Consider the following 21,059-nt stretch of genomic DNA (forward strand, 5'->3'; position numbering starts at 1 on the left):
TGCCGCTTAGAATAAGGCTCAGCTTTGAGATTTTCGGTGTACTTCCGAAAAGCTCAAAGTGATGCCCACAGCGAGCTCACCCGCCCCACGCAACGCAGCCCGTGGCCAACGTTGGAACGGATGTTTACAGCAAGCTCACCCAGAACCACGCAGTGCCAGCCGCGGACAAGTAGCTTTTGGCATCCTTGTTACAGGATTCGAGCGCCAGTTTTTCCTTTTTACTCTTGACTTTTAACAAGTGGCTGGCTATGATAACCTTAATATCATGCCGATTCGGTCTAGAAATTAGTAGCTGGCATAGGTCAACAAACAGAGAGTGGTGGGATGCTGAGACTGCCATTGTTGCTTGCTAGTGAATGGATTCTAATGTGGTCAGTGGCGTCTGTCCTGACGGTGGTCGAAGCCTTAATTCGATTGAGTTGATCCTGCGCGCTTATAGTGTGACAGGGTAAATTAGGTGGCACCGCGGAAGATCGTCCTATTGCAATTTGCAGAGGACGGTCTTTTTCTATATCGTCAGAGCGCGGCTTGATGGCAGGATCAAAACATGATCAATCGTGATATCAATAATGGAGGTTTTAATATGGCAAAGAAAGTTATTCTTACAGCGGATCGACCAACGGGGAAATTACACATTGGTCACTATCTAGGTTCATTAAAAAATCGGGTCGCCTTGCAAAATTCAGGCGATTATCAAACCTACGTGATGATCGCGGATGTGCAGGCACTGACAGATAATGCGCGTAATCCGGAAAAAATCCGTAATAGTTTGATCCAAGTAGCATTAGACTATTTGGCGGTCGGTCTGGATCCAGAAAAGTCAACGATTTTGGTACAGTCGCAGATCCCGGCTTTGAATGAACTGACGATGTACTATTTGGATTTGGTCAATGTGGCTCGTTTGGAGCGAAATCCAACCGTTAAAACCGAGATCAAACAGAAGGCGTTCGGACAATCGATCCCGGCCGGCTTTTTGGTTTATCCCGTCAGTCAAACTGCCGATATTACAGCGTTCAAGGCGGACACTGTGCCCGTCGGAGATGATCAAGAGCCGATGATGGAACAGGCTCGGGAAATCGTTCGTACATTTAACACAACTTATCAAACGAATGTTTTGGTCGAGCCGCAAGGTTATTTTCCGCCCAAGGGACAAGGGCGTTTGCCAGGACTAGATGGTAACGCGAAGATGAGCAAATCCTTAGATAACGCGATTTATTTAGCGGATACAGCTGACGAACTACGGCAAAAGGTCATGTCGATGTATACTGATCCGAACCATATCCATGTGGCAGATCCTGGCCAAGTCGAGGGGAATATGGTCTTTACTTATTTGGATGTGTTCGACCAGGATAAGGCGAAGGTGGCTGAACTCAAGGCAGAATACCAACATGGTGGCTTGGGAGACGTTAAAATCAAACGTTACTTGAATGATGTTTTGGATGGGGTGCTCGGCCCGATCCGACAACGTCGTGAAGCCTACGCTCGAGATATTCCCGCGGTTTACGCTATGTTGCAACAAGGAAGCGCTCAGGCAAATGAGGTCGCGGAGCGGACATTACAAGAAGTACGGGATGCGATCGGGTTAAACTATTTTAAATAGGGGAGCCTTTTCGACATATTGCTAAAAGTTCCTTCAGCATTAAGGGGCATTCTGAAGTTAAAGAGGCTAAATTATGGCAAAAGAACTAGCATCATTGATGAAAAACGAGTTGGCTGACGTCCAGCCCTCGGCGATCCTACAATTTGATAAAGATGTTTCCCAGATTCCTGACATCGTGAAGTTAACGTTAGGAGAGCCAGATTTCAATACACCTGATCATGTCAAAAATGCCGGTGAGGCTAGCATTGCTGCCGATCATAGTCATTATACGCAATCACCTGGCTTACCAGCTCTGCGACAAGCGATCGCGACATTTCTAGCTGATAAATATCAAGCGCATTATGACCCGAACGATCAGATCATTACGACGATCGGAGCCTCAGGCGCGATCTATGCCTCGTTGACCGCGATCTTGAATCCCGGCGATGAAGTGATCGTACCGATCCCGACGTTTCCGCAGTATCTGCCGATCATTAAATTGAACGGGGCAACACCAATTTATATCGACACTAGCGTTGATGATTTTATTTTGACACCGGAGAAATTGGCGGCGACCTTGGCTGCTCATCGTGATAAAGTCAAGGCGATCGTATTGAATTATCCGACCAACCCGACTGGGGTCACCTATCGCCACGACCAGTTGGCTGCCTTTGTTGCGATTTTACGGCAATATGATATTTTTGTGATCAGTGATGAGATCTATAGTGAGTTGACTTATGGGGAACCTCACGTCTCGCTGGGCGCGTTACTTCCAGAGCAAACACTGTTGATCAATGGGGTCTCTAAATCGCATGCAATGACCGGTTGGCGGATCGGTTATGTTGCTGGCCCAGCCGCTGTTATCGCCAAAGTTGGCTTGGTCCATCAATTGACGGCGACAGCTGCTGCAACGATGGCTCAAGAGGCAGCCCTAGAGGCCTTACAGGCAGGTCCGGATGATGGTCTTCAGATGAAAGTAGCCTATCAAGAACGCCGTGATTATTTAGTCAAAGAATTAAACAAATTAGGCTTTGTTACAGCAGAACCAACGGGTGCTTTTTATGTTTTTGCTAAGATCCCGGCACGTTTCGGTCAGGATAGCTTGGCTTTCGCTTATCGCGTAGCACGTGAGGCCCGAGTCGCTGTTATTCCCGGCTCCGCTTTTCCTGCGGGAGAGGGTTATGTCCGCATCAGTTATGCTGCTAGTCTGGCAAAATTACAAACGGCCTGCCAACGCTTAGCGGCGTTTGTCGCAGCCAAATGAGCTTAAAGGGTTGCTAGGGAAGAATAAGAATTGATCCCAATAGGCCTTGATCAGAGACTGGCACGGTGATCATCAAGTTTGATCGATCTGGTTTTTGATTTGAAAAATTGATTAAAGTAAATAATAAGGAGCAATCTGAATGAAAATCCAAATGTATTCTGTTCGTCCTGATGAACAGGCGGCGATCCAAAACTGGGCCGATCTTCATCAAGCAACGATCACCACGACGCCAGAACCTCTCACTGAGGCTACTGTGGACTTGGCGCAAGGCAGCGACGCGGTTATTCCAGCTCAACATGGTGCGATCACGGCACCGGTCTATCAAAAACTAGCAACACTGGGGATCAAGATCATTTCTCTACGGATCACCGGCTATGACATCATCGATTTTGCTAGTGCACAGGCCAATCAGATCCAAGTGACCAATGTTCCCGCTTATTCGCCACGAAGTGTGGCTGAAGAAGCATTGACCCACACCATGTTATTGTTACGTCATTTGAAAGAGACGCAAACACGCATGGTCCAAGGTGATTTCTCTTGGGGTGGATTAGAAGCTTTTGAGATCCATAATTTAACCGTTGGTGTCCTCGGCGCTGGTAAGATCGGGGGTACTGTGGCACGGATTTTTAAGGCTTTAGGCGCACGTGTGATCGCCCATGACCTAGTACAACGCCCAGAATTAGCTGACACATTGACTTATGTTAGTTTTTCTGAGTTACTGACGCAAAGCGATGTGTTGACGATCCACACTAATTTGACCCAGGCAACTACCAAAATGATCGATGCCGCAGCGTTACAACAGATGAAAACGACGGCTTTGTTGATCAATTGCGCGCGCGGGCCGATCGTGGATTTAACGGCCTTACAGGCGGCCCTTGACGCTGGTATGATCGCTGGGGCTGGCTTAGATACGATCGAGGCTGAAACAGGGATCTTTGGTGTTGATCTGCGTGGTCAAGACCATGATTTACGGCAAGTCAATGATCTGTTGGCCCGGCCGAATGTGTCAGTTTCACCACACATTGGTTTTTACACGGATCAGGCAGTTAAAAATATGGTCGAAACTGCTTTAAATGATGCGGAGATGTTATTCCAAGGACGGTCTTGTGAACATCTCGTAACTGGCGATTAAGACGGCCCCTAGCTCCTTTGCATAGTGATCATGAGAAAACCGCCTAAGATCTATTTTGATCTTAGGCGGTTTGTTCGGCAGTAAATTGAAGATATCAAAAAAGTGACCAAGCATAACGGCGTTACAGAGAATAGTAGACCAATTAGTAACGGTAAGTTTTTTCGACAAGTTAAGTTCTACTAATTATTCGGTCAAACCGCTTTCTTTTTCCTAGGTACATGCTAGAATATGGTACAAGGAACTAATTAGACGCGCATTTGACTGCGGAGAGGAATTTAAAGATGAAAAAAACGACGACAAAACAAGGTTGGCTGATCGGACTAGTTATTGGGTTGGTCGCTTTGATCGGGATCATGATCGGTATGTATAATAGCTTGGTTAAATCTGAACAGGCGGTAGAATCACAGTGGAGTCAGGTCGAAACGGTGTTACAACGGCGTTATGATCTGATCCCAAATTTGGTCAGCGCGGTCAAGGGCAGTATGAAACATGAAGATAAAGTGTTTAGCGAAATCAGTTCTGCACGTAAAGCCTATGGTAGTGCGACGACCACAAGTGAAAAAATCAAGGCTAATGCACAATTGGATCAGTCTGTGGGTACATTAGTCAACGTGATCGGTGAGAACTATCCTAAGCTACAATCCAATGAGAATGTTCAAACTTTGATGACCCAATTGGAAGGGTCGGAGAATCGGATCTCGGTGGAACGGCGGCGTTATAATCAAACAATCGAGTCTTATAACAAGTCCGTCGCTACTTTCCCCAAAAACATTTTGGCTGGGATGATGGGCTTTCAGAAGAAGGCTTATTTCAAGGCGGATACCAAGGCGAGTACAGCACCGGTCGTTGATCTAGATGATTAGGGTCAAAAGACTACTAGCGACCGTTCAACATGTTAGACTTCTAAGCTTGATCGGGACGCTCTTGCTAGGCTTGATTTTGTTTGTAACGCCGCTCAAAACGGTGGCGGCGGCATTACCGAGTCAGCCGACGCACAATTATTATGATCAAGTTGGTCTGCTGACTAGTACGACCAAGGATTTGGTCGTTCAGAAAAACAATGTTTATGATCGTTCTACGCAACGGCCACAAATCATGTTGGCCGTAATCAAAAGTACGGATGGGGACAGTATCGATAGTTATGCGCCAGATCTTTTTTCAAAATGGGGTCTGGGGCAGAAAAGCCGTGATAACGGTGTGTTGATTTTGTACGCAGTCAATGATGGTCAGCGTAATGTGCGGATCGAAGTTGGCTATGGGCTGGAAGGTGAGTTAACAGACGCGCTATCTGGCCGCATTTTACAACGGTCAAAGAGTAAATTGAAGTCCAGTGATCCCCAACAAGTCAATCAGGGTCTACAACAGGTTTTTAATAGTGTTGCGACTGTGATCGACAAAAAATATGATTTTAAAAAAGATAAGAATACTTTGACAGATCAGGAATACCAACAATTGCGTCATCAGCAAAATGAGGCAGATGATCAGCAAGGCGGCAGTCTTTGGACCATTGTCGTGATCGTCGTTGTCGTGATCGTTCTGATGGGTGGCGGCGGTCGTGGTGGTCGCGGCGGCGGTGGCATGTGGTGGCTTTGGGCCTTGTTGGGTTCTGGTAATCGCAATAATCACGGCGGATTTGGTGGCGGCGGTGGTTTTGGCGGTTCATCCGGTGGTGGCTTCTCCGGTGGCGGCGGTTCATCTGGTGGTGGTGGCGCTTCGATTTAGCCGAGGGTTCTAGGAGGATTTATTTTGCACGATTTAACAAAGGGTAAACCAATCACGCAGATCATTTATTTCACGATCCCTCTGCTGATCGGGAATATTTTTCAACAGGTCTATACGTTGTCCGATACGATCATCGTTGGGCGGACGATCGGGGTCAAAGCGTTAGCAGCAGTTGGCGCAACAGGTAGTTTGTCATTCTTGATCATCGGGATCGCTCAAGGCGCGACGAATGGGTTCGCGATCATTGCCGCACGGCGTTATGGGGCGGGGGACCTGAAAGGGATCAAACGGAGTTTTGCGACTAGTATTGTGATCAGCGCCGCACTCTCTGCGATCCTTTCCGCGATCAGTATGACGTTTTGTGGTCAGATCTTGCGCTTGATGCAAACGCCAGCAGATATCATCAATGATTCGTATACTTTTTTGGTGATTCAATTTGCAGGTATTTTTGTCATTGTTGCTTATAACTTATTCGCGAATATGATCCGCGCCATGGGCGATAGTCGGACGCCATTAGTTTTTCTGGTCATTGCGTGTGTGATCAATATTGGTTTAGAGTTGTTGTTCATTGTTGTCTTTAAGTGGGGGATCGCCGGTGCTTCTTCTGCGACACTGCTAGCCGAATTGATTTCTGCAGTGCTCTGTTTGATCTATATCTACCGCCGCTTTCCATTGTTGCAAGTCCATCGGGATGATTTCAAAATTTCCAAGGCTGAGATCAAGGAACATTTACGGTTAGGGTTACCGATGGGGTTTCAGTCTTCGATCATTGCCCTGGGGCAAGTCGTTTTGCAATTGATGCTGAATACACTAGGGTCTAATGCAGTTGCGGCGTATACCGCGGCTGGACGGATCGATGGGTTGGCGACGATGCCAGCGATGTCATTCGGGGTGACGATGGCGACCTTCGCCGCTCAAAATCTGGGTGCGCGCGAGTTCGGACGGATCCGGACTGGGGTAAGACAAACCTTGATCGTATCCGTGCTTTTCTCAGGGGTCACCGGTCTGGCGATCATTTACTTTGGCCGGCCTTTAGTCAACCTGTTCATCGGCAATACGCAACCGATCGTAACGGCCACAGCGCAAACCTATTTCCATTTCAACAGTAGTCTATATTGGCTGCTGGCGATTCTGTTCGTTGTGCGCTATACTTTGCAGGGCTTGGGGCAAAGTCTAGTCCCAACATTGGCTGGGATCATGGAACTATTGATGCGGGCGTTTGCTGGCTTGGTTCTGATCCGTATGTTTGGTTTTGCTGGCGCGAGCATGGCCAACCCACTGGCGTGGATCGGTTCCTTGCTTGTTCTGATCAGTTCTTATGTGCGAACGATGCGGCATTTACGTAGTTTGGAACGTGACCCAGAGCAAAACCACGATTTCCCCGGAACCTTACCTCAATAAGAGATAAAAATAGTCAAAACAAAAAGGACTGTTGCACACTGATTTCTCAGTGACAACGGTCCTTTTTTGAAACATGCTGCGCGCAACTGACTTCTGCGCTTAACTACGTCAGGCTTCCGGAAGCACAACCCGCTTCCAAAATCCTGACTAGGTTAATGCTCGAAGTCAACCCGTTGTGCTCCGCACTTTTTTTGAAACGTGCTGCGAGGTGCAGACCGCTGCGCCTTAAAGTATCTGCTTGCCAAATCTGCTCCGCAGCTTAGTCAATCAGATAAATTAATGCTCACGCTCTAACCGCACCTCTGCGCACTCTGATTTGAAACGTGCTCACCGCCCCAGCTCCCTGTACTTAGCTACGCAATTGTTTCGGAAGCAAAGTTCGGCTTCCAAAGCAATTGCTAGGCTAGTGCTCGGCAGCTACCCGGGGTGGCTCGCACTCTGACTTGAAACGTGCTGCGCGCAACTGACTTCTGCGCTTAACTACGTCAGGCTTCCGGAAGCACAACCCGCTTCCAAAATCCTGACTAGGTTAATGCTCAAAGTCAACCCGTTGGGCTCCGCACTCTGACTTGTGTAAGGGCGATGACCCCGAAAATAAAACGTCTAATCTTGGTCGATCAAATCATTATCTTGGTCAAAATAACTTAGGCTAAAGCGGCCAGGAATAAAGCGGCTTTGCGTATATTCAAACATTTGACCATTATCACTGAACACCAAGTCTTCCATAACGCCAACACAATTATATTCACCTAGGTCAAGTTGCTCATAATCGGCACTGGTGGCTGGCATTACGAGGAAACTTCTTTTGGCGGCGATGATCTTGAAATTTTCTTCACGAAAATAATCATAGATCGAGCCGGCAACGATTTTTTTAGAAAGGGGCGGGATCTGCTCAACTCTAAAGAAACTATGATCCCAGATCATAGGTTGACCATCGAAAATCCGGATCCGATCGACTAAATAAAGAACTTCATCAAGTTCAAAGGGTAATTCCGGCGCCAGTTCAGGAGTCACGATGATTTTCTTGAAATTAACGACTTTCGTGTTGGCCATTAAGTGATTACTTTCTTTGATGGCACGTAAACCATTGAAACCACGAGCGCCAAAAGACCAGCGAGGACCGCTGAAAGACTCCAAAATGACCACGCCACTGCCTTTCACACTATACACATAACCGCGGTCGCTAAGTAAGGCGATCGCGCGCCGAATCGTATTTCGGCTAGTCTGAAACTCTTGAGTCAATACGCTTTCAGTTGGTAGTGTTTTTTGATAGATACCAGTATTGATCCGATACTCGAGTTCCTTGTAAATGTGATGAAATTTCCTTGCCGCCATCCTAAATCATCCTTTGTGTGATTATTTGAATTGAGAAATGCTTGCCGATAGACTCGCCCGATCTTGGCGTCAACGCTGAGATTTTAGGGATAAGTCAGTAGTCTCACAGCAAAATCGCTATGTCATGATAGCATTGCTGTGAATAGGTGTCTAGACTGCTTGGCCCCGATCTTTTCAAAATAATACCGAAAACCAGCTCCGTTGCTGGTAGTAAAAACCGCAACGGAGCTGGGTCAGTCGAAGCTAACCTTCTTGATTTTGCGCGAGTAGCGACCCTGCCAATCGTTCGGCCAGAAACTGACCGATCTTAGTAGCGCCACTTGGTGAGAAATGCAGATGATCACCACAATCATAAGCAGGTGCTAAGATCGTTGGATCAGTGGTCATGGCTACCTGCTCAGCCAGATCAAAGGCGTTGGGCAAGGTCATGATATAGCGGTTGACTGCTTGCCGGATTTTTTCTTTGGCCGGGGTCCAAGACAATACATCGAAGTTTTGCGCTCCCTTGAATGGCGTGATCGTCAACGGAATGAAACAGATACCGCGACGCTGGCAAACATGGTACAACTGACTGATCCCCCCGATCAGTGCAGCTGCTGTTGGTAGCTCGTGTTCAGGCGCGCCGGCTCCCGGATGGAATAGATCATTGACGCCTTCCATGAAAAGGACCACATCCGGACGACTACAAAGCACATCGCACATGAAACGTTCCTTACCCGCGAGACCAAAGCTATCATTCCAAGGCGAACGTGAATCACCGGCACGCAGTAACCGATTGCCAGAGATCCCAGCGTTGAAAGTCGTGATCTGTCCCGGAGCTTTTTGATAGAGTCGTTGCGCCAGCGCGCTGGTGAACAACCCCTGATTGATCAATGAATCGCCGAAGAAAGTGAGTGTTTGGATCGCCTGTTTAGTGGTGACTTGAATATTATCGACCCCGTAGAAATAGTTACGCTCCAATAAACTAGTGGCACTGATAACATTGACCAAATAATGATCTAAGGTGCTGGCCAGTGAATTGATCTGCCCCTTGGTATTGGTCGCGATAAGGGCCAAATAAAAGGGTCGGCCGGCCTTCAAGGGAAAATGGACGGTATCGCTCCAGAGCGTTCGTTCTGCAGGGACAAGTCCCTGCTTTTGACCAGCAAAAGTGAGTGTAACGGCATCGCGAAGGTCTGGGGTTGCGGCGATCTGTAAAGATTTGATCTCTAGCGGCACATCATCATAACGATTATTGAGTTCAACACGAATTTCCTCCCCCGAGACATTGTGTTGGTAACAAGTGATCTGTTGTGGCACTGGCCTGAATGCTAAGTTATGAAAATTGGAAAAGAGATGTTTCCAGACGATCGTTTGTGGCATGACACTCACCTCCTCGCTAGTTCGTTGTCGATCAAAGTTGTTCCTCAGCCGAAATAGCTGGTTGTTCCTCAGTTACCGTTTTCCGAGCGAGCACCCGACCATAGGCATAAGTCGTTCCTAAGGCGAGAACAAAGGCGCCCGCCATGATCATGTAGTGCCATGGCCAGAATTGCGCAGGAATGATCACGAAGGATAATGGGCCGCTTGGTCCTAAAGAAACAGCATATTCCTTGAAGACCATGATCATCGCGCCGGCAAGACCAGCTGTTGCGATCGAGCAAACGAATGGATATTTTGCCGGGATCGTGACCCCAAACATTGATGGCTCTGTTACTCCTAACAATGCGGAGGTGCCAGCTGAAACCGCGATACTCTTTTGCTTTTTGTTGCGCGCCAGCAGGGCCATGGCAAAGTCAGCACCAGCCTCGGCAACACAGACGATGGTAATGATCGCCAGCATCGAACTCTGCTGAGTCGAAGCAATCAATTGAATATTGACGGCAATGAAGGCGTAGTGCATACCGGTGACCACCAGTGGCTCCCATAAGAGACCAAAGAGCAATCCGGCCAATATTGGACTAGCGTTGAAAAGCGCCATCACACCATCAGTGATCCAAGTCGCGATTTGATTCATCACTGGTCCGATCACGAGGAAAGTCAAGAATGAAGTGATCAAGATCGCCACCGGTGCGACTACGATCAATTGCAGCACATCAGGAACAACTTTCTTCAACCATTTCTCTAGGAAAACCAAGACCCAGGAGGCGACTAATGGTGGTAATACAGAATTCTGATAGCCTAATTTCATGATCCGTAGCCCAAAAATGTTCCAATATTCGGGTTTGACCGCGCCGGAGATCACACTGGCCATTTGAGTCCCTGTCAGTAGGTCAGCATTGATCAGGACCAATCCTAGTAAAATACCCAGCATCGGATTCCCGCCGAATCGTTTTGTTGCTGACCAAGCGACTAAGACTGGGATATAGGTAAAAGCAGTATTGGCGACCATCAAGATCATGTCGGCCAATCCCTTGATCTGTGGATAAGTGACGACCAGAGCTTTAGGGCCAAAGATCCCCGCTGCGGTCAAAATATTACCAACACCTAACAGGATACCTGCGCCAACGATAGCTGGTAATAAAGGAATGAAGACATCTGAGAAAATCTTTAACCCCCGTTGTAAGAAATTCTCTTTGGATTCTTCAACCTTTTTCAGTTCTTCTTTGTCGGCTTGCTGCAATCCAGTTTGTTGTTGGACCACCGCGAATACTTTATCGACCAAGCCGGGACCAATAACAACTTGAAATTGCCCGCCAGCCTTGAAACACCCCTTGACCAAGTCGATTTCCTTAAGCGCGGATTCATCGATCTTGCTCTCATCTTTCAAGACAAAGCGTAGACGCGTCACACAGTGAGTCAACAGTTCAATATTAGCGCGCCCACCAATAGCAGCAACGATCTCTGTTGCTGGTCGTTCTAAATTTTGGGCCATTTTTCTCCCCCCTCGGGATATAAACGAAGCCAATCAGAAAAATAAAAGTGCTAACGAAACAAATAATAAAAGAATAAGAAGATTAAACAGATGACATCACTTGTTTAAACAAATAATACAACGATTTATTTCTCCTGTCAAAAAAAGCGCTTTATTCGCCAGCTAAAAAAGGAATCGATCAGTGAATAGCCGGGTCAAGTTTGGCAAGGCCAGTGACCGTGAAACAGCGCTGGACAGGCAAAAGTAGTCGAAAAAAATACGCTGAACCTTCAGCGTATTTCGAGTGGTCATTGTTATTATTTCAGGAAAATTCGTGGTTAAGGCAAATCATTACCAGCAGCTAAGTATAGGTCATACCACTCGGTTCTGGTCAGTTGAACTTGATCCGCCTCACAGATCTGCGCCAAGCGACCAGGATTAGTTGTTCCCGCAATCACTTGGACACTAGTTGGCAAACGTAAGATCCAGGTCGCGGCAACGGCATTGACATTGCTCGCATATTTTGCTGCCAACTTTTGCAGCAGCTCATTGACCTTAGGAAATTTAGGATTATTGATGAAAACCCCTTCGAAGAAACCATACTGGTAAGGGCTCCACGCTTGGATCGTCATGTTATTCAAACGCGAATACTCATACAGGCCCCCATCATGATCAATACTACGTGCATCACTCATATTGGTGTGGAAACCAGCGTCGATCATTCCGGTATGCATCAAGCCCAATTGTAATTGATTGATCACTAAAGGTTGAGCGACGGCTTGTTGGAGCAATTCAACTTGAGTAGGATTGAAGTTACTGACGCCGAATTCGCGGACCTTACCATCTTTTTGCATTTCAAAGAAAGCTTCAGCAATCTCATCAGGCTCCATCAGGGCATCAGGCCGATGAAGTAAAAGAAAATCGACGTGATCAAGTCCCATTCGTTCAAGGCTGCCATCAAGGGCCGCTAGCAAATGATCTTTGGAGAAGTCATATTGATCGTGACGGATGCCGATCTTGGTTTGAATCAAAATGTTTTCACGATCGATCGCAGAAGCGGCTAGGGCATCGCCGAAACGACGTTCAGCTTCACCATTGCCATAAACATCAGCGTTATCGAAGAAGTTGACACCATGACTAACAGCGGTCTCCAAAAGTTCGACGACCTGAGCGGTTGTTTTTTCCGGGATCCGCATTAACCCCAGAGCAATCTCTGAGGCGTTGATATTATCTAAACCAATACTTACTTGACGCATGAATAAGTTCCTCCTTTTAAACTCGACTAAGAATGATCGTCCTAGCAGTGGTGATAATTTGTGGTTGTGCTAATTGCCGAAACTCGTTGAACCAATAACCAGGTCTCAAAGCCAATGGTTGGCGGAGCGCGTAGACCGTCAATTCATAATGATGGTCTTGGTCAGGCGGTTGCGGGCCAGTATAACGTTGATTGATCCGCGGATCGGTTTCAGCGACTAGTCGCCCCGCAGTGCTATTTCGACCTTGGACCAAGTTCTCCGCACGGGTCTGACTGATGTTTTCCGGGATCTGTCTGAGGTCAGGGGCCAAGTTAGCGGCTAACCAGTGGATCCAGACGAAGCCGCCAACAGGGACAGCGTCATAGTCTAATAATGTTAACGCCAGACTGACCGTTTCCTCAGGGACATCACGTAGATCGATCGGTGGTGAAACAACAGGGTACCCCCCGATCTGTGCAGTTATTGGTGCATATTTGCTATAAAGATCTGGTAAATAACCTGAAGTAGTTAAGGGTACGGATATTTCCATTCAATCATCTCCTTATAGGATGGCAAGATGCGTTATAATAAAACTGAGTAGTCAAGCAATGAAACTGCGTAAAGGATGAGTGATCATGAAACCTGAAGAACAATTAAGTACCGCAGTCCGGGCATTATTGGCCCAATGCCGCGAACAGATCGCACCGCGACAACTAGCCATTGTCTTTTCTGGACCAGATTCATTGGTATTAAATCCAACTGCCTCAAAAATTATACGCAATCAAGCGAACGACTTAACTTTGATGGTACCCAACCCACGTTTCGCTAACTTTATTGTAGCGCATGAATTGCTACATTTACAACAGGAAGCAAGCCAAAGTGTTCAAGTTGGTCCCGTTCGCGCGCAAGATGAACAATTGGCCGATTTTTTAGCAATGTTGGGCCAGGTTATTTTTGAAACGATCCTCCACCAAGCGATGCGTCCACGGTTGCTAAAAATGGGAGTTTTGGATCAACCGACCCAAAACGCGATGCGCGAATATATTAGTGCCAATTTAATGCGTGAGGATCAATTTGCGCCAGGTGATGAAGGCACTACCGTGATCGGCAATGCGTTACAATTTCTTGATGCCTTGACGTTATTAGATCCAGCTACGAGCGCTGATACGACCTGGGCAACTGATTTTCCCAATGCTTGGGCCTTGGCTCAAGCGATGCTGACGGGCTTTGTGGACCGACCGCTGGTGACTAATCGACAATTGCGAGCTAGTCTGTTACGGACATTAACGATTTTTAAAGCGCGCCAACTAACTAATTCCATGATCGATCTAAATCGTCAACTTAGTGTGACCGCAGTTTTATCGAGTCGGGAAATGAAGTTAGCGGTCAATCAACTTTTTCAATTGTATCACCATCCAGACTATTCGGAGCTTTATTTGGTGATCGGTAAAAAAGACGAGCAATGCGTTGGTGTGATCGAAGTTGCCAAGGAGCAACAAGACCCTGATCTGATGCAGCAACTCTATGCCCGATCGATCGGAGATTTTGTTAAAGCTTACCAGCTGCCTTATGCCTCCCGAGACGCGCACTTCTTGCCGGCGGATTTCCCAGGTGAATCAGCATGACGGACATCAACGAATTGATCAAGGCGATCCAACAGGCACAACATCTTGTTTTCTTGACTGGGGCGGGGGTCTCGACTCATTCGGGGATCCCCGATTATCGTTCAAAAACCGGCCTATATGCGCATACGGCGGATCCGGAATATTTATTGAGTCATGAAAATCTACGTGATCATCCTGACGATTTTTATGAGTTCGTGACGCAACGAATGTATTTTCCTCAAGCGCGACCAAATTTGATCCATCAAGAGATTGCACGGCTTTGTAACGCTAAGGGAGTGTTGATCACTCAAAATGTGGATGGTTTGGACAAGCAAGCTGGTAATCAACAAGTGATCGAGTTTCACGGAGATCTCTATGACCTGTATTGTCAGAAATGTGGTCAGTCTGTGAGCTATCCGGAATTTGCCCATGATTATCATCATGCGACTGATGGTGGGGTGATCCGGCCAAGGATCGTGTTATATGGTGAGTCGATCGCCCAAGCGACGCTCTTAAATTCGGCGCAAGCGATTGCTGCTGCTGATCTATTGTTGATCGTGGGAACTAGTTTTCGTGTCTATCCTTTTGCCCAACTGATCCAATACCGGCAAGAAGGGGTACCGATCTATGCGATCAACCGCGAGGCGATCGCGGCTCCAGAAAGTGTTCATTTGATTCAAGACGATGCCCTGACCATTTTTACAGAAATTCGAAAGGAATTGAGTTCATGTTAGAAAAAGAACGTCAAGAGATCGATCAAATCGATGCCCAATTAATGCCTTTACTGGCTCAACGGCTTAAGGTCGCGGGACAGATCGCAAAGGTCAAACATCAAGATCATTTACCGCTAGTTGATCGGCAACGCGAAGCGGCGATCTATGATCAGGTCGCCCAACAAGTGACGACCGCTCAGGCTTCCTATGTGCAGACGCTTTACGCTGATATTTTACTAGTTTCCAAACAGTATCAAGCAAAATTGATCAAACAGTGGCAAGATTCGGAAAACAAAGGTTAACTTCTGGTAGAGATCATGGGCAAAATGAAAAAGAACGAAACTCCGGTTAGTGAGTTTCGTTCTTTTTTGCAGGGGATCACGTGCTCACGCGTCATAAAAGCCAAGAATGGCGATAGCGATCATGATGAAACCGACCACGATGTATTGCTTAGTGCTAAGCTTTTCCTTCAAGAAGATCCGTGCCAAAATGATCGAGACGATACTATAAGAGGCGATCATTGGCGCGGCAATGATCGATTTGGTAGCCATTGCGCCAACATAAAAGAATTGACCCAGTGTTTCAAAGATCGCCGCCAGCCCACGGTATTTTTCTTTGAAAACATTGACGGTTTCTTTTTTGACAAAGTGGAGATAAAGCCAAACTAAGATCCCAACGAATAGGAAGGTCAATTCGTAACTCATATTGGCCTGATCTTCGGGCAGGATTTTTTTATAATCCAGATAGACCCCATCCAGATAAGTCCCCATGGCATCAAGGAGGGCATAAATGACTGGAAAAATAATCGCGATCGCGCTGATCCGGTATTTCTTATCGATCTTAGCACCGCTGGCCTTAAGCTCTGCATCTGCTTCCTGTTTTTCAAAAACACCCAGGAGAAACATTCCGATAATGATCAGAAAGACAGCAGCCCATTCCAGTGGGGCCATATTACCGTGCATGAAGAAGAAAGAAAGTAAAACAACGAAGGCACCTGACGAGTTGCTGATCGGGCTAGAGATCGATAATTCGATATAACGGAGGCCAAAGTAACCAACGGCCATCGAGAGGATATACATGGAGGAGACGGGCAGATAAATAAGTAGATTCCGCCATTGGTAATCAATACCTTGATAGACGCCATAATATAAGATCGCATGTAAGCCCATTACGAGACCGACCATGATCACAGTCTTCAGCGCGCTGTACTGTTCTTTTTCATTATTGCCGATCTTATAGAAGAGATCAGCTGTGCCCCAAGCTAGTAAGGTAATAAGTGCTGGTAAAAACCACATAGATGAGTTGCCCCTTTTCATTTCATTAACTTTTTGTAAACATCTAGAATAGAATAGCGAATCTGAGTGGTGGCGTCAATGGTCTAGCGCCTTTTTTTGTTGATAAAAAGACTTTTTGGTCATCCGTTAGTGTGCTTGTTTGATAGTGTCGAAATCCCAAAGCTGGTGCTCCATTATCTTTGGTTTTCGATCCAGGAGCGATCGCTGATTGATGGATGTGGGGAACGCTGTGTTTTGGCCATGCAGGATTTTTTAGGCAGTTAAGCGCTCTGACTGACTGCCAAGTTATATCAAATCGGCATGGAGACTAGTGTTTTTGATCTGGATTCAGTTCAGGCCCAGCCAGCGTATTGATCTTCACTGGCAATTGTCTTAATAAATAAAAAGCAAAAAAACAGACGTGATTGGCGTCTGTTTTTTTGCTTTTTTAGGGGAGGAAACAAATTAAGCGTTTTGGTCGACCCGTTGCTCATCTTTGGCTTTTTGCACGATCGACAAAGTTGTATCCTTATCGAAGAAGTGAGCTTTGTTCAAGTCAAAGCCAAGTTGCATTTCTTCGCCAGGTTTGTGATAATCACGAGCATCTACCTTGGCAACATATTCAGTATCACCTGATGTTACATAAAGCATTGACTCAGCACCAAGTAATTCTGAAACAACGACCTTGCCATTGACAACCGCATTAGGGAATGTTTCTAGGAAGGCACCTTCAGTATGGATATCTTCAGGACGAACACCCAAAGTCAGATCCTTGCCATCGTAGCCATCTTCATTCAAAATCTTAGCGCGACCTTCAGGAACATTCAAACGCAAACCATCATTCTTATCAGTCAAGACACCATTTTCGTAGTGGACTTCGAAAAAGTTCATTGCAGGTGAGCCGATGAAACCAGCGACGAATTTGTTCTTAGGCGTATCATAAACTTCAGCAGGAGTTCCGATTTGTTGAACTTCACCCATTGACATAACAACGATCCGGTCAGCCATGGTCATCGCTTCTGTCTGATCATGGGTTACATAGATCGTAGTAGTGTTCAAACGTTGGTGTAATTTAGCGATTTCGGCACGCATCGTAACACGTAACTTGGCATCCAAGTTTGATAAAGGTTCGTCCATCAGGAAGATAGGCGCATCACGGACGATCGCACGACCTAAAGCGACACGCTGACGTTGACCACCTGACAAAGCAGCTGGTTTACGTTCCAAGTAATCGGACAAGCCTAAGATCTGTGCGGCTTCATCAACACGTTTTTTGATATCAGCTTTTTCATATTTACGTAATTTCAAACCAAAAGCCATGTTATCGAAAACAGTCATATGTGGATACAAAGCGTAGTTCTGGAAAACCATGGCGATGTCACGATCTTTAGGAGCAACATCGTTCATTACCTTGCCGCCGATCTTCAAATCGCCTTTGGTAATATCTTCCAAGCCGGCGATCATCCGCAATGTCGTTGACTTACCACAGCCTGAAGGGCCAACGAATACGATAAATTCGTGATCGTCAATGTGTAAATCAAAATCTGATACTGCGTAATTATCTTCTTCAGCATTTGGATAACGTTTGTAAATGTGATCTAAGTCTACTTTAACCATTTAGAAAAACACCTTTCTTTTTCGAGTACGCTTATATCATAAAAGAAAACGATTTCCTGAGCCACCCTATTTCGCACAAAAAAGCGTTTTTACCATTGTGCAACATGACCAAAGGCGGTGGTAGCAAGCCATTAGTTTGTTTTGATCGGAACAAATAGTCGGTAGATCTTTCCGCCTTGAGCAACACCGGTCAAGGATCCAGAAGAATCAAAGATGCTCTTTTGGCTTAAGTGAGCACGATCGGCGCTGTTCACTAGGATTGACCCACGGCCGCGACTGCGGTTTAATGAAAGAAACAAGGGCTGATCGGCGGGGATAAAAACATGGACTTGATCGGATTAACAACATGGACAGAACATCCAAATTTGTTGCCTAATGTCAAAAAACCAACGTTACGCGATTATAGTCGGGCTTTTCCAGTGGTGGAATTAGACACATTTTTCTATGGATTGAAGGATGTCAAGATCGTTCAAAATTGGCAGCAACAAGTGGCGCCAAATTTTCAGTTCATTTTAAAGCCGCCGCGGGAATTGACTTTGCATGAAGCACCTCCGGCTGGGGTGACCTTAGCTGAGATCTATCAAAAGTTCAGGCTGACGCTGGAACCGTTGATCGCGACAGGGCAACTGGCCGGTGTTTTGCTACAATTTTCGGCCAATTTCACTTTATCTAGCGCCGCCTTGGATTATCTGGCCTTTGCGCGGAAACACTTACCCAAAATACCGATCTTTATTGAATTTCGGCAACGTAGCTGGTATCAGCCTCGTTATTTTGAACAGGTCGTTCAGCGTTTGCAGACGCTTCAACTGACCTTGGCAATGATCGATCAGCCTGATATCGGCGCAGAAAGCATTCCCTTACGACCGACCGTGACGACCCCGCAGTTAGGCTTTTGGCGCTTTCATGGTCGCAACGCGGTAAACTGGGCTAAAAAAGGGTTTGGTAGTAAACAGGGACGGACATTATATCGTTATTCAGAAACGGAATTACAGACGCTAGCAGCCCTCGTTAAGGATTTCTCTGGACAGGTCGAACGTAATTATATTATCTTCAATAACAATTCAGGCGGTGATGCCGCTGACAACGCGTTACGCTTCAGCGAACTGCTAGGATTGAACTATCAACGCCCCGGCGGCCAACAATTGGATTTTTTTTAGGAGCGGACCAGTTGTTCCCGGCTTAGGGTTGGCCCGAAATGTCGGTCATTATTCTAAACGACTTTATGCTATAATAAACTCTGAATATGCTCCGAGCATATTAAATTCGAACTTAGACAGTTGGAGGTTTTTTTCGTGGCAAAACCAACCTATTATATTACAACACCGATCTATTATCCCTCAGGCAAGTTGACGATCGGGAATTCTTATACAACGATCGCGGCTGATTCGTTGGCACGGTACAAACGGCTCAAGGGGTATGATGTCTTCTTCTTGACCGGCACAGACGAGCATGGTTTAAAAATCGAGCAAAAGGCTGAAGCACAGGGCATCACACCACAAGCCTACGTGGATAAAATGGCGGCTGGGATCAAAGATCTGTGGAAAATGTTGGAGATCACCAATGATAAGTTTATTCGGACGACCGATGATTATCATGTCAAAGCCGTTCAAAAAATCGTTGAGCGTTTGATCGCCCAAGGTGATGTTTATTTAGGCAAATACACAGGTTGGTATTCGGTCTCTGATGAAGAATATTTCACGGAGTCACAATTGGCGGAAGTCTATCGTGACGAACAGGGTCAGGTCATTGGTGGTAAAGCACCATCAGGGCATGAGGTCCAATTAGTCAGTGAAGAGTCTTATTTCTTTAAAATGAGCAAATATGCGGATCGATTATTGAAATACTATGCTGATAATCCTCAGTTCATTCAACCGGAATCACGGAAGAATGAAATGATCAATAACTTTATCAAGCCTGGTTTGGAAGACCTCGCGATGTCACGGACAACGTTCAATTGGGGGGTGCCGATCCCTAGCGATCCGAAGCACGTGGTTTACGTTTGGGTCGACGCCCTGCTTAACTATATTACCGCGTTGGGTTATGGGTCAGATGATCAGACTTTATTTGATAAGTATTGGCCAGCCAATGTCCACTTTGTAGGCAAAGAGATCGTCCGCTTCCATACGATCTATTGGCCGATTATTTTGATGGCCTTGGATCTTCCTTTACCAAAACAGGTTTATGGCCATGGTTGGTTATTGATGAAGGATGGCAAAATGTCCAAGTCAAAGGGGAATGTGGTCTATCCTGAGATGTTGGTCGAACGTTATGGCTTGGACGCGTTACGTTATTATCTGATGCGGGCGTTTCCTTTTGGTCATGATGGTATTTTTACACCAGAGGATTATATTGATCGGATCAATTTCGATTTAGCCAATGATCTCGGAAATCTCCTGAACCGAACCGTTGCCATGATCAATAAATATGAGGCAGGTCATGTGCCTACGGAATTAACCGATGCTACTGGATTTGATCAAAGCTTGCGAGAAACCGCGGATGCAACGATCGCCGCTTATGATCAGGCGATGACTCATTATCAATTCCCGACGGCGCTAGAAAAAGTTTGGCAGTTGATCAGTCGCGCTAATAAATATATCGATGAGACTGAACCTTGGGTCTTAGCCAAGGATCCCGCTAAGGCTGGCGAACTGGCCAACGTTATGGGCCATCTTGCTGAAAGTTTGCGGTTGATCGCGATCCTGATCCAACCGATCATGACGCATGCGCCGAAAAAGATTTTCGCACAATTAGGGCTGAGTGAGCGGGAGTTAGCTGATGCAACGCCAAAATTCGGTCAATTCCCAGCAGACCGAATGGTTGTTGAAAAGGGTACCCCGATTTTTCCACGGCTTGATCGCGCTGAGGAGATCGCCTACATCAAAGCGCAAATGAGTAAGGAACAAAAGAAACCGACGCCCGCTGATGGCACCGATCAACCTGTGGAACAACCGACTGCAAAGGCAGAAATCAAGTTTGACCAATTTGACCAGGTCGAAATCAAAGTCGCAGAGATCATCGCTGTTGAAAAGGTCAAAAAGGCGGATAAATTGCTGAAATTCCAATTGGATCTCGGTAATGGCGAACAACGCCAGATCTTGTCAGGTATTGCTGAATTTTATCCTGAGTTTAGTCAATTAGTCGGGAAAAAGGTTTTGGCAGTGACCAATTTGGCCCCGCGGAAGATTCGCGGTGAGATCTCTAATGGCATGTTACTTTCATCGGAAGACGCAACTGGTCAGGTTCAATTGGCGATCGTTGGGTCTGAACATGCCAATGGTGCTTTGATCGGATAATAGATCGTTATTTTGACCGTGTTGATCGAGGCACGGTCAATTTTGTTTATTGATGAT

The 21,059-nt window shown here is 46.4% G+C and carries 18 protein-coding genes; 11 read left to right on the forward strand and 7 right to left on the reverse strand.

The annotated features are described in order from the left end of the window. Positions 1-583: 583 nt before the first annotated feature. The 6 genes from trpS (at position 584) to OCU21_RS06075 (ending at position 7,098) form a co-directional block, all read left to right on the forward strand. Positions 584-1,600 carry a tryptophan--tRNA ligase gene (gene trpS, locus OCU21_RS06050; protein WP_261806540.1) on the forward strand — a complete coding sequence of 339 codons (1,017 nt, stop codon included), beginning with the start codon at positions 584-586 and terminating at the stop codon, positions 1,598-1,600. 73 nt (positions 1,601-1,673) lie between these two features. Further along, positions 1,674-2,843 (forward strand): aminotransferase class I/II-fold pyridoxal phosphate-dependent enzyme, encoded by a 1,170-nt coding sequence (locus tag OCU21_RS06055; RefSeq protein WP_373875473.1) that lies wholly within the window; start codon positions 1,674-1,676, stop codon positions 2,841-2,843. Positions 2,844-2,982: 139 nt separating this feature from the next. Then, positions 2,983-3,975 (forward strand): D-2-hydroxyacid dehydrogenase, encoded by a 993-nt coding sequence (locus tag OCU21_RS06060; RefSeq protein ID WP_261806541.1) that lies wholly within the window; start codon positions 2,983-2,985, stop codon positions 3,973-3,975. A gap of 281 nt (positions 3,976-4,256) precedes the next feature. Then, positions 4,257-4,838, forward strand: a complete 582-nt coding sequence (locus OCU21_RS06065; RefSeq protein ID WP_261806542.1) for a LemA family protein — start codon at positions 4,257-4,259, stop codon at positions 4,836-4,838. Next, positions 4,831-5,697 (forward strand): TPM domain-containing protein, encoded by an 867-nt coding sequence (locus OCU21_RS06070; protein WP_261806543.1) that lies wholly within the window; start codon positions 4,831-4,833, stop codon positions 5,695-5,697. The genes OCU21_RS06065 and OCU21_RS06070 overlap by 8 nt, the downstream gene beginning before the upstream one ends. 24 nt (positions 5,698-5,721) lie before the next feature. After that, the gene (locus OCU21_RS06075) at positions 5,722-7,098 is read left to right on the forward strand and encodes an MATE family efflux transporter (RefSeq protein WP_261806544.1); all 1,377 of its coding nucleotides are present in this window, start codon (positions 5,722-5,724) and stop codon (positions 7,096-7,098) included. Between the two features lie 603 nt (positions 7,099-7,701). Here OCU21_RS06075 and OCU21_RS06080 read toward each other — a convergent pair. The 5 genes from OCU21_RS06080 to OCU21_RS06100 form a co-directional block, all read right to left on the reverse strand. Next, positions 7,702-8,433: a GntR family transcriptional regulator gene (locus OCU21_RS06080; protein WP_261806545.1), complete on the reverse strand. Its 732-nt coding sequence runs from the start codon at positions 8,431-8,433 to the stop codon at positions 7,702-7,704. Between the two features lie 243 nt (positions 8,434-8,676). Beyond that, on the reverse strand, positions 8,677-9,795 hold the full coding sequence (locus tag OCU21_RS06085) for a GDSL-type esterase/lipase family protein (protein WP_261806546.1): 1,119 nt from the start codon (positions 9,793-9,795) through the stop codon (positions 8,677-8,679). Positions 9,796-9,826: 31 nt separating this feature from the next. Continuing rightward, on the reverse strand, positions 9,827-11,287 hold the full coding sequence (locus OCU21_RS06090) for a PTS transporter subunit EIIC (RefSeq protein ID WP_261806547.1): 1,461 nt from the start codon (positions 11,285-11,287) through the stop codon (positions 9,827-9,829). Between the two features lie 317 nt (positions 11,288-11,604). After that, positions 11,605-12,522, reverse strand: coding sequence for an aldo/keto reductase (locus OCU21_RS06095; RefSeq protein ID WP_261806548.1), 918 nt, complete (start codon positions 12,520-12,522; stop codon positions 11,605-11,607). 16 nt (positions 12,523-12,538) lie between these two features. Beyond that, positions 12,539-13,051 (reverse strand): YbhB/YbcL family Raf kinase inhibitor-like protein, encoded by a 513-nt coding sequence (locus tag OCU21_RS06100; RefSeq protein WP_261806549.1) that lies wholly within the window; start codon positions 13,049-13,051, stop codon positions 12,539-12,541. Positions 13,052-13,136: 85 nt separating this feature from the next. Between OCU21_RS06100 and OCU21_RS06105 the strand changes: the two genes are divergently transcribed. From OCU21_RS06105 to OCU21_RS06115, 3 genes are read left to right on the forward strand one after another with little or no spacing between them, the layout of a single operon-like run. After that, a complete protein-coding gene (locus tag OCU21_RS06105) occupies positions 13,137-14,126 on the forward strand; it encodes a cupin domain-containing protein (protein ID WP_261806550.1) in 990 nt (329 codons plus the stop codon). A 5-nt stretch (positions 14,127-14,131) separates the two neighbouring features. Beyond that, on the forward strand, positions 14,132-14,839 hold the full coding sequence (locus tag OCU21_RS06110) for an NAD-dependent protein deacylase (RefSeq protein ID WP_261806599.1): 708 nt from the start codon (positions 14,132-14,134) through the stop codon (positions 14,837-14,839). Further along, positions 14,833-15,120, forward strand: coding sequence for a chorismate mutase (locus OCU21_RS06115; protein WP_261806551.1), 288 nt, complete (start codon positions 14,833-14,835; stop codon positions 15,118-15,120). Before OCU21_RS06110 ends, OCU21_RS06115 begins: the two co-directional genes overlap by 7 nt. Before the next feature lie 84 nt (positions 15,121-15,204). On the opposite strand, the gene OCU21_RS06120 is transcribed toward OCU21_RS06115, so the two are convergent. Beyond that, entirely contained in the window at positions 15,205-16,113 is a 909-nt protein-coding gene (locus tag OCU21_RS06120) for an EamA family transporter (protein WP_261806552.1), read from the reverse strand. A 444-nt stretch (positions 16,114-16,557) separates the two neighbouring features. After that, complete coding sequence (locus OCU21_RS06125) at positions 16,558-17,709, reverse strand: ABC transporter ATP-binding protein (protein ID WP_261806553.1); 1,152 nt, start codon at positions 17,707-17,709, stop codon at positions 16,558-16,560. A gap of 323 nt (positions 17,710-18,032) precedes the next feature. Here OCU21_RS06125 and OCU21_RS06130 point away from each other — a divergent pair, with 323 nt between their 5' ends. Together OCU21_RS06130 and metG are read left to right on the forward strand one after the other, a co-directional pair. Beyond that, a complete protein-coding gene (locus OCU21_RS06130; RefSeq protein WP_261806554.1) occupies positions 18,033-18,866 on the forward strand; it encodes a DUF72 domain-containing protein in 834 nt (277 codons plus the stop codon). A gap of 135 nt (positions 18,867-19,001) precedes the next feature. Further along, complete coding sequence (metG, locus tag OCU21_RS06135) at positions 19,002-21,002, forward strand: methionine--tRNA ligase (RefSeq protein WP_261806555.1); 2,001 nt, start codon at positions 19,002-19,004, stop codon at positions 21,000-21,002. The last annotated feature ends 57 nt before the right edge of the window (positions 21,003-21,059 follow it).

Source organism: Lapidilactobacillus luobeiensis, assembly GCF_024345205.1.
GTDB lineage: Bacteria > Bacillota > Bacilli > Lactobacillales > Lactobacillaceae > Lapidilactobacillus > Lapidilactobacillus luobeiensis.

Excerpts from the sequence above, each read along its gene's own strand:
- trpS (WP_261806540.1), top strand. The coding sequence starts at position 584 with ATGGCAAAGAAAGTTATTCTTACAGCGGATCGACCAACGGGGAAATTA.
- OCU21_RS06055 (WP_373875473.1), top strand. The coding sequence starts at position 1,674 with ATGGCAAAAGAACTAGCATCATTGATGAAAAACGAGTTGGCTGACGTC.
- OCU21_RS06060 (WP_261806541.1), top strand. The coding sequence starts at position 2,983 with ATGAAAATCCAAATGTATTCTGTTCGTCCTGATGAACAGGCGGCGATC.
- OCU21_RS06065 (WP_261806542.1), top strand. The coding sequence starts at position 4,257 with ATGAAAAAAACGACGACAAAACAAGGTTGGCTGATCGGACTAGTTATT.
- OCU21_RS06070 (WP_261806543.1), top strand. The coding sequence starts at position 4,831 with ATGATTAGGGTCAAAAGACTACTAGCGACCGTTCAACATGTTAGACTT.
- OCU21_RS06080 (WP_261806545.1), bottom strand. The coding sequence starts at position 8,433 with ATGGCGGCAAGGAAATTTCATCACATTTACAAGGAACTCGAGTATCGG.
- OCU21_RS06085 (WP_261806546.1), bottom strand. The coding sequence starts at position 9,795 with ATGCCACAAACGATCGTCTGGAAACATCTCTTTTCCAATTTTCATAAC.
- OCU21_RS06090 (WP_261806547.1), bottom strand. The coding sequence starts at position 11,287 with ATGGCCCAAAATTTAGAACGACCAGCAACAGAGATCGTTGCTGCTATT.
- OCU21_RS06095 (WP_261806548.1), bottom strand. The coding sequence starts at position 12,522 with ATGCGTCAAGTAAGTATTGGTTTAGATAATATCAACGCCTCAGAGATT.
- OCU21_RS06100 (WP_261806549.1), bottom strand. The coding sequence starts at position 13,051 with ATGGAAATATCCGTACCCTTAACTACTTCAGGTTATTTACCAGATCTT.
- OCU21_RS06105 (WP_261806550.1), top strand. The coding sequence starts at position 13,137 with ATGAAACCTGAAGAACAATTAAGTACCGCAGTCCGGGCATTATTGGCC.
- OCU21_RS06115 (WP_261806551.1), top strand. The coding sequence starts at position 14,833 with ATGTTAGAAAAAGAACGTCAAGAGATCGATCAAATCGATGCCCAATTA.
- OCU21_RS06120 (WP_261806552.1), bottom strand. The coding sequence starts at position 16,113 with ATGTGGTTTTTACCAGCACTTATTACCTTACTAGCTTGGGGCACAGCT.
- OCU21_RS06125 (WP_261806553.1), bottom strand. The coding sequence starts at position 17,709 with ATGGTTAAAGTAGACTTAGATCACATTTACAAACGTTATCCAAATGCT.
- OCU21_RS06130 (WP_261806554.1), top strand. The coding sequence starts at position 18,033 with ATGGACTTGATCGGATTAACAACATGGACAGAACATCCAAATTTGTTG.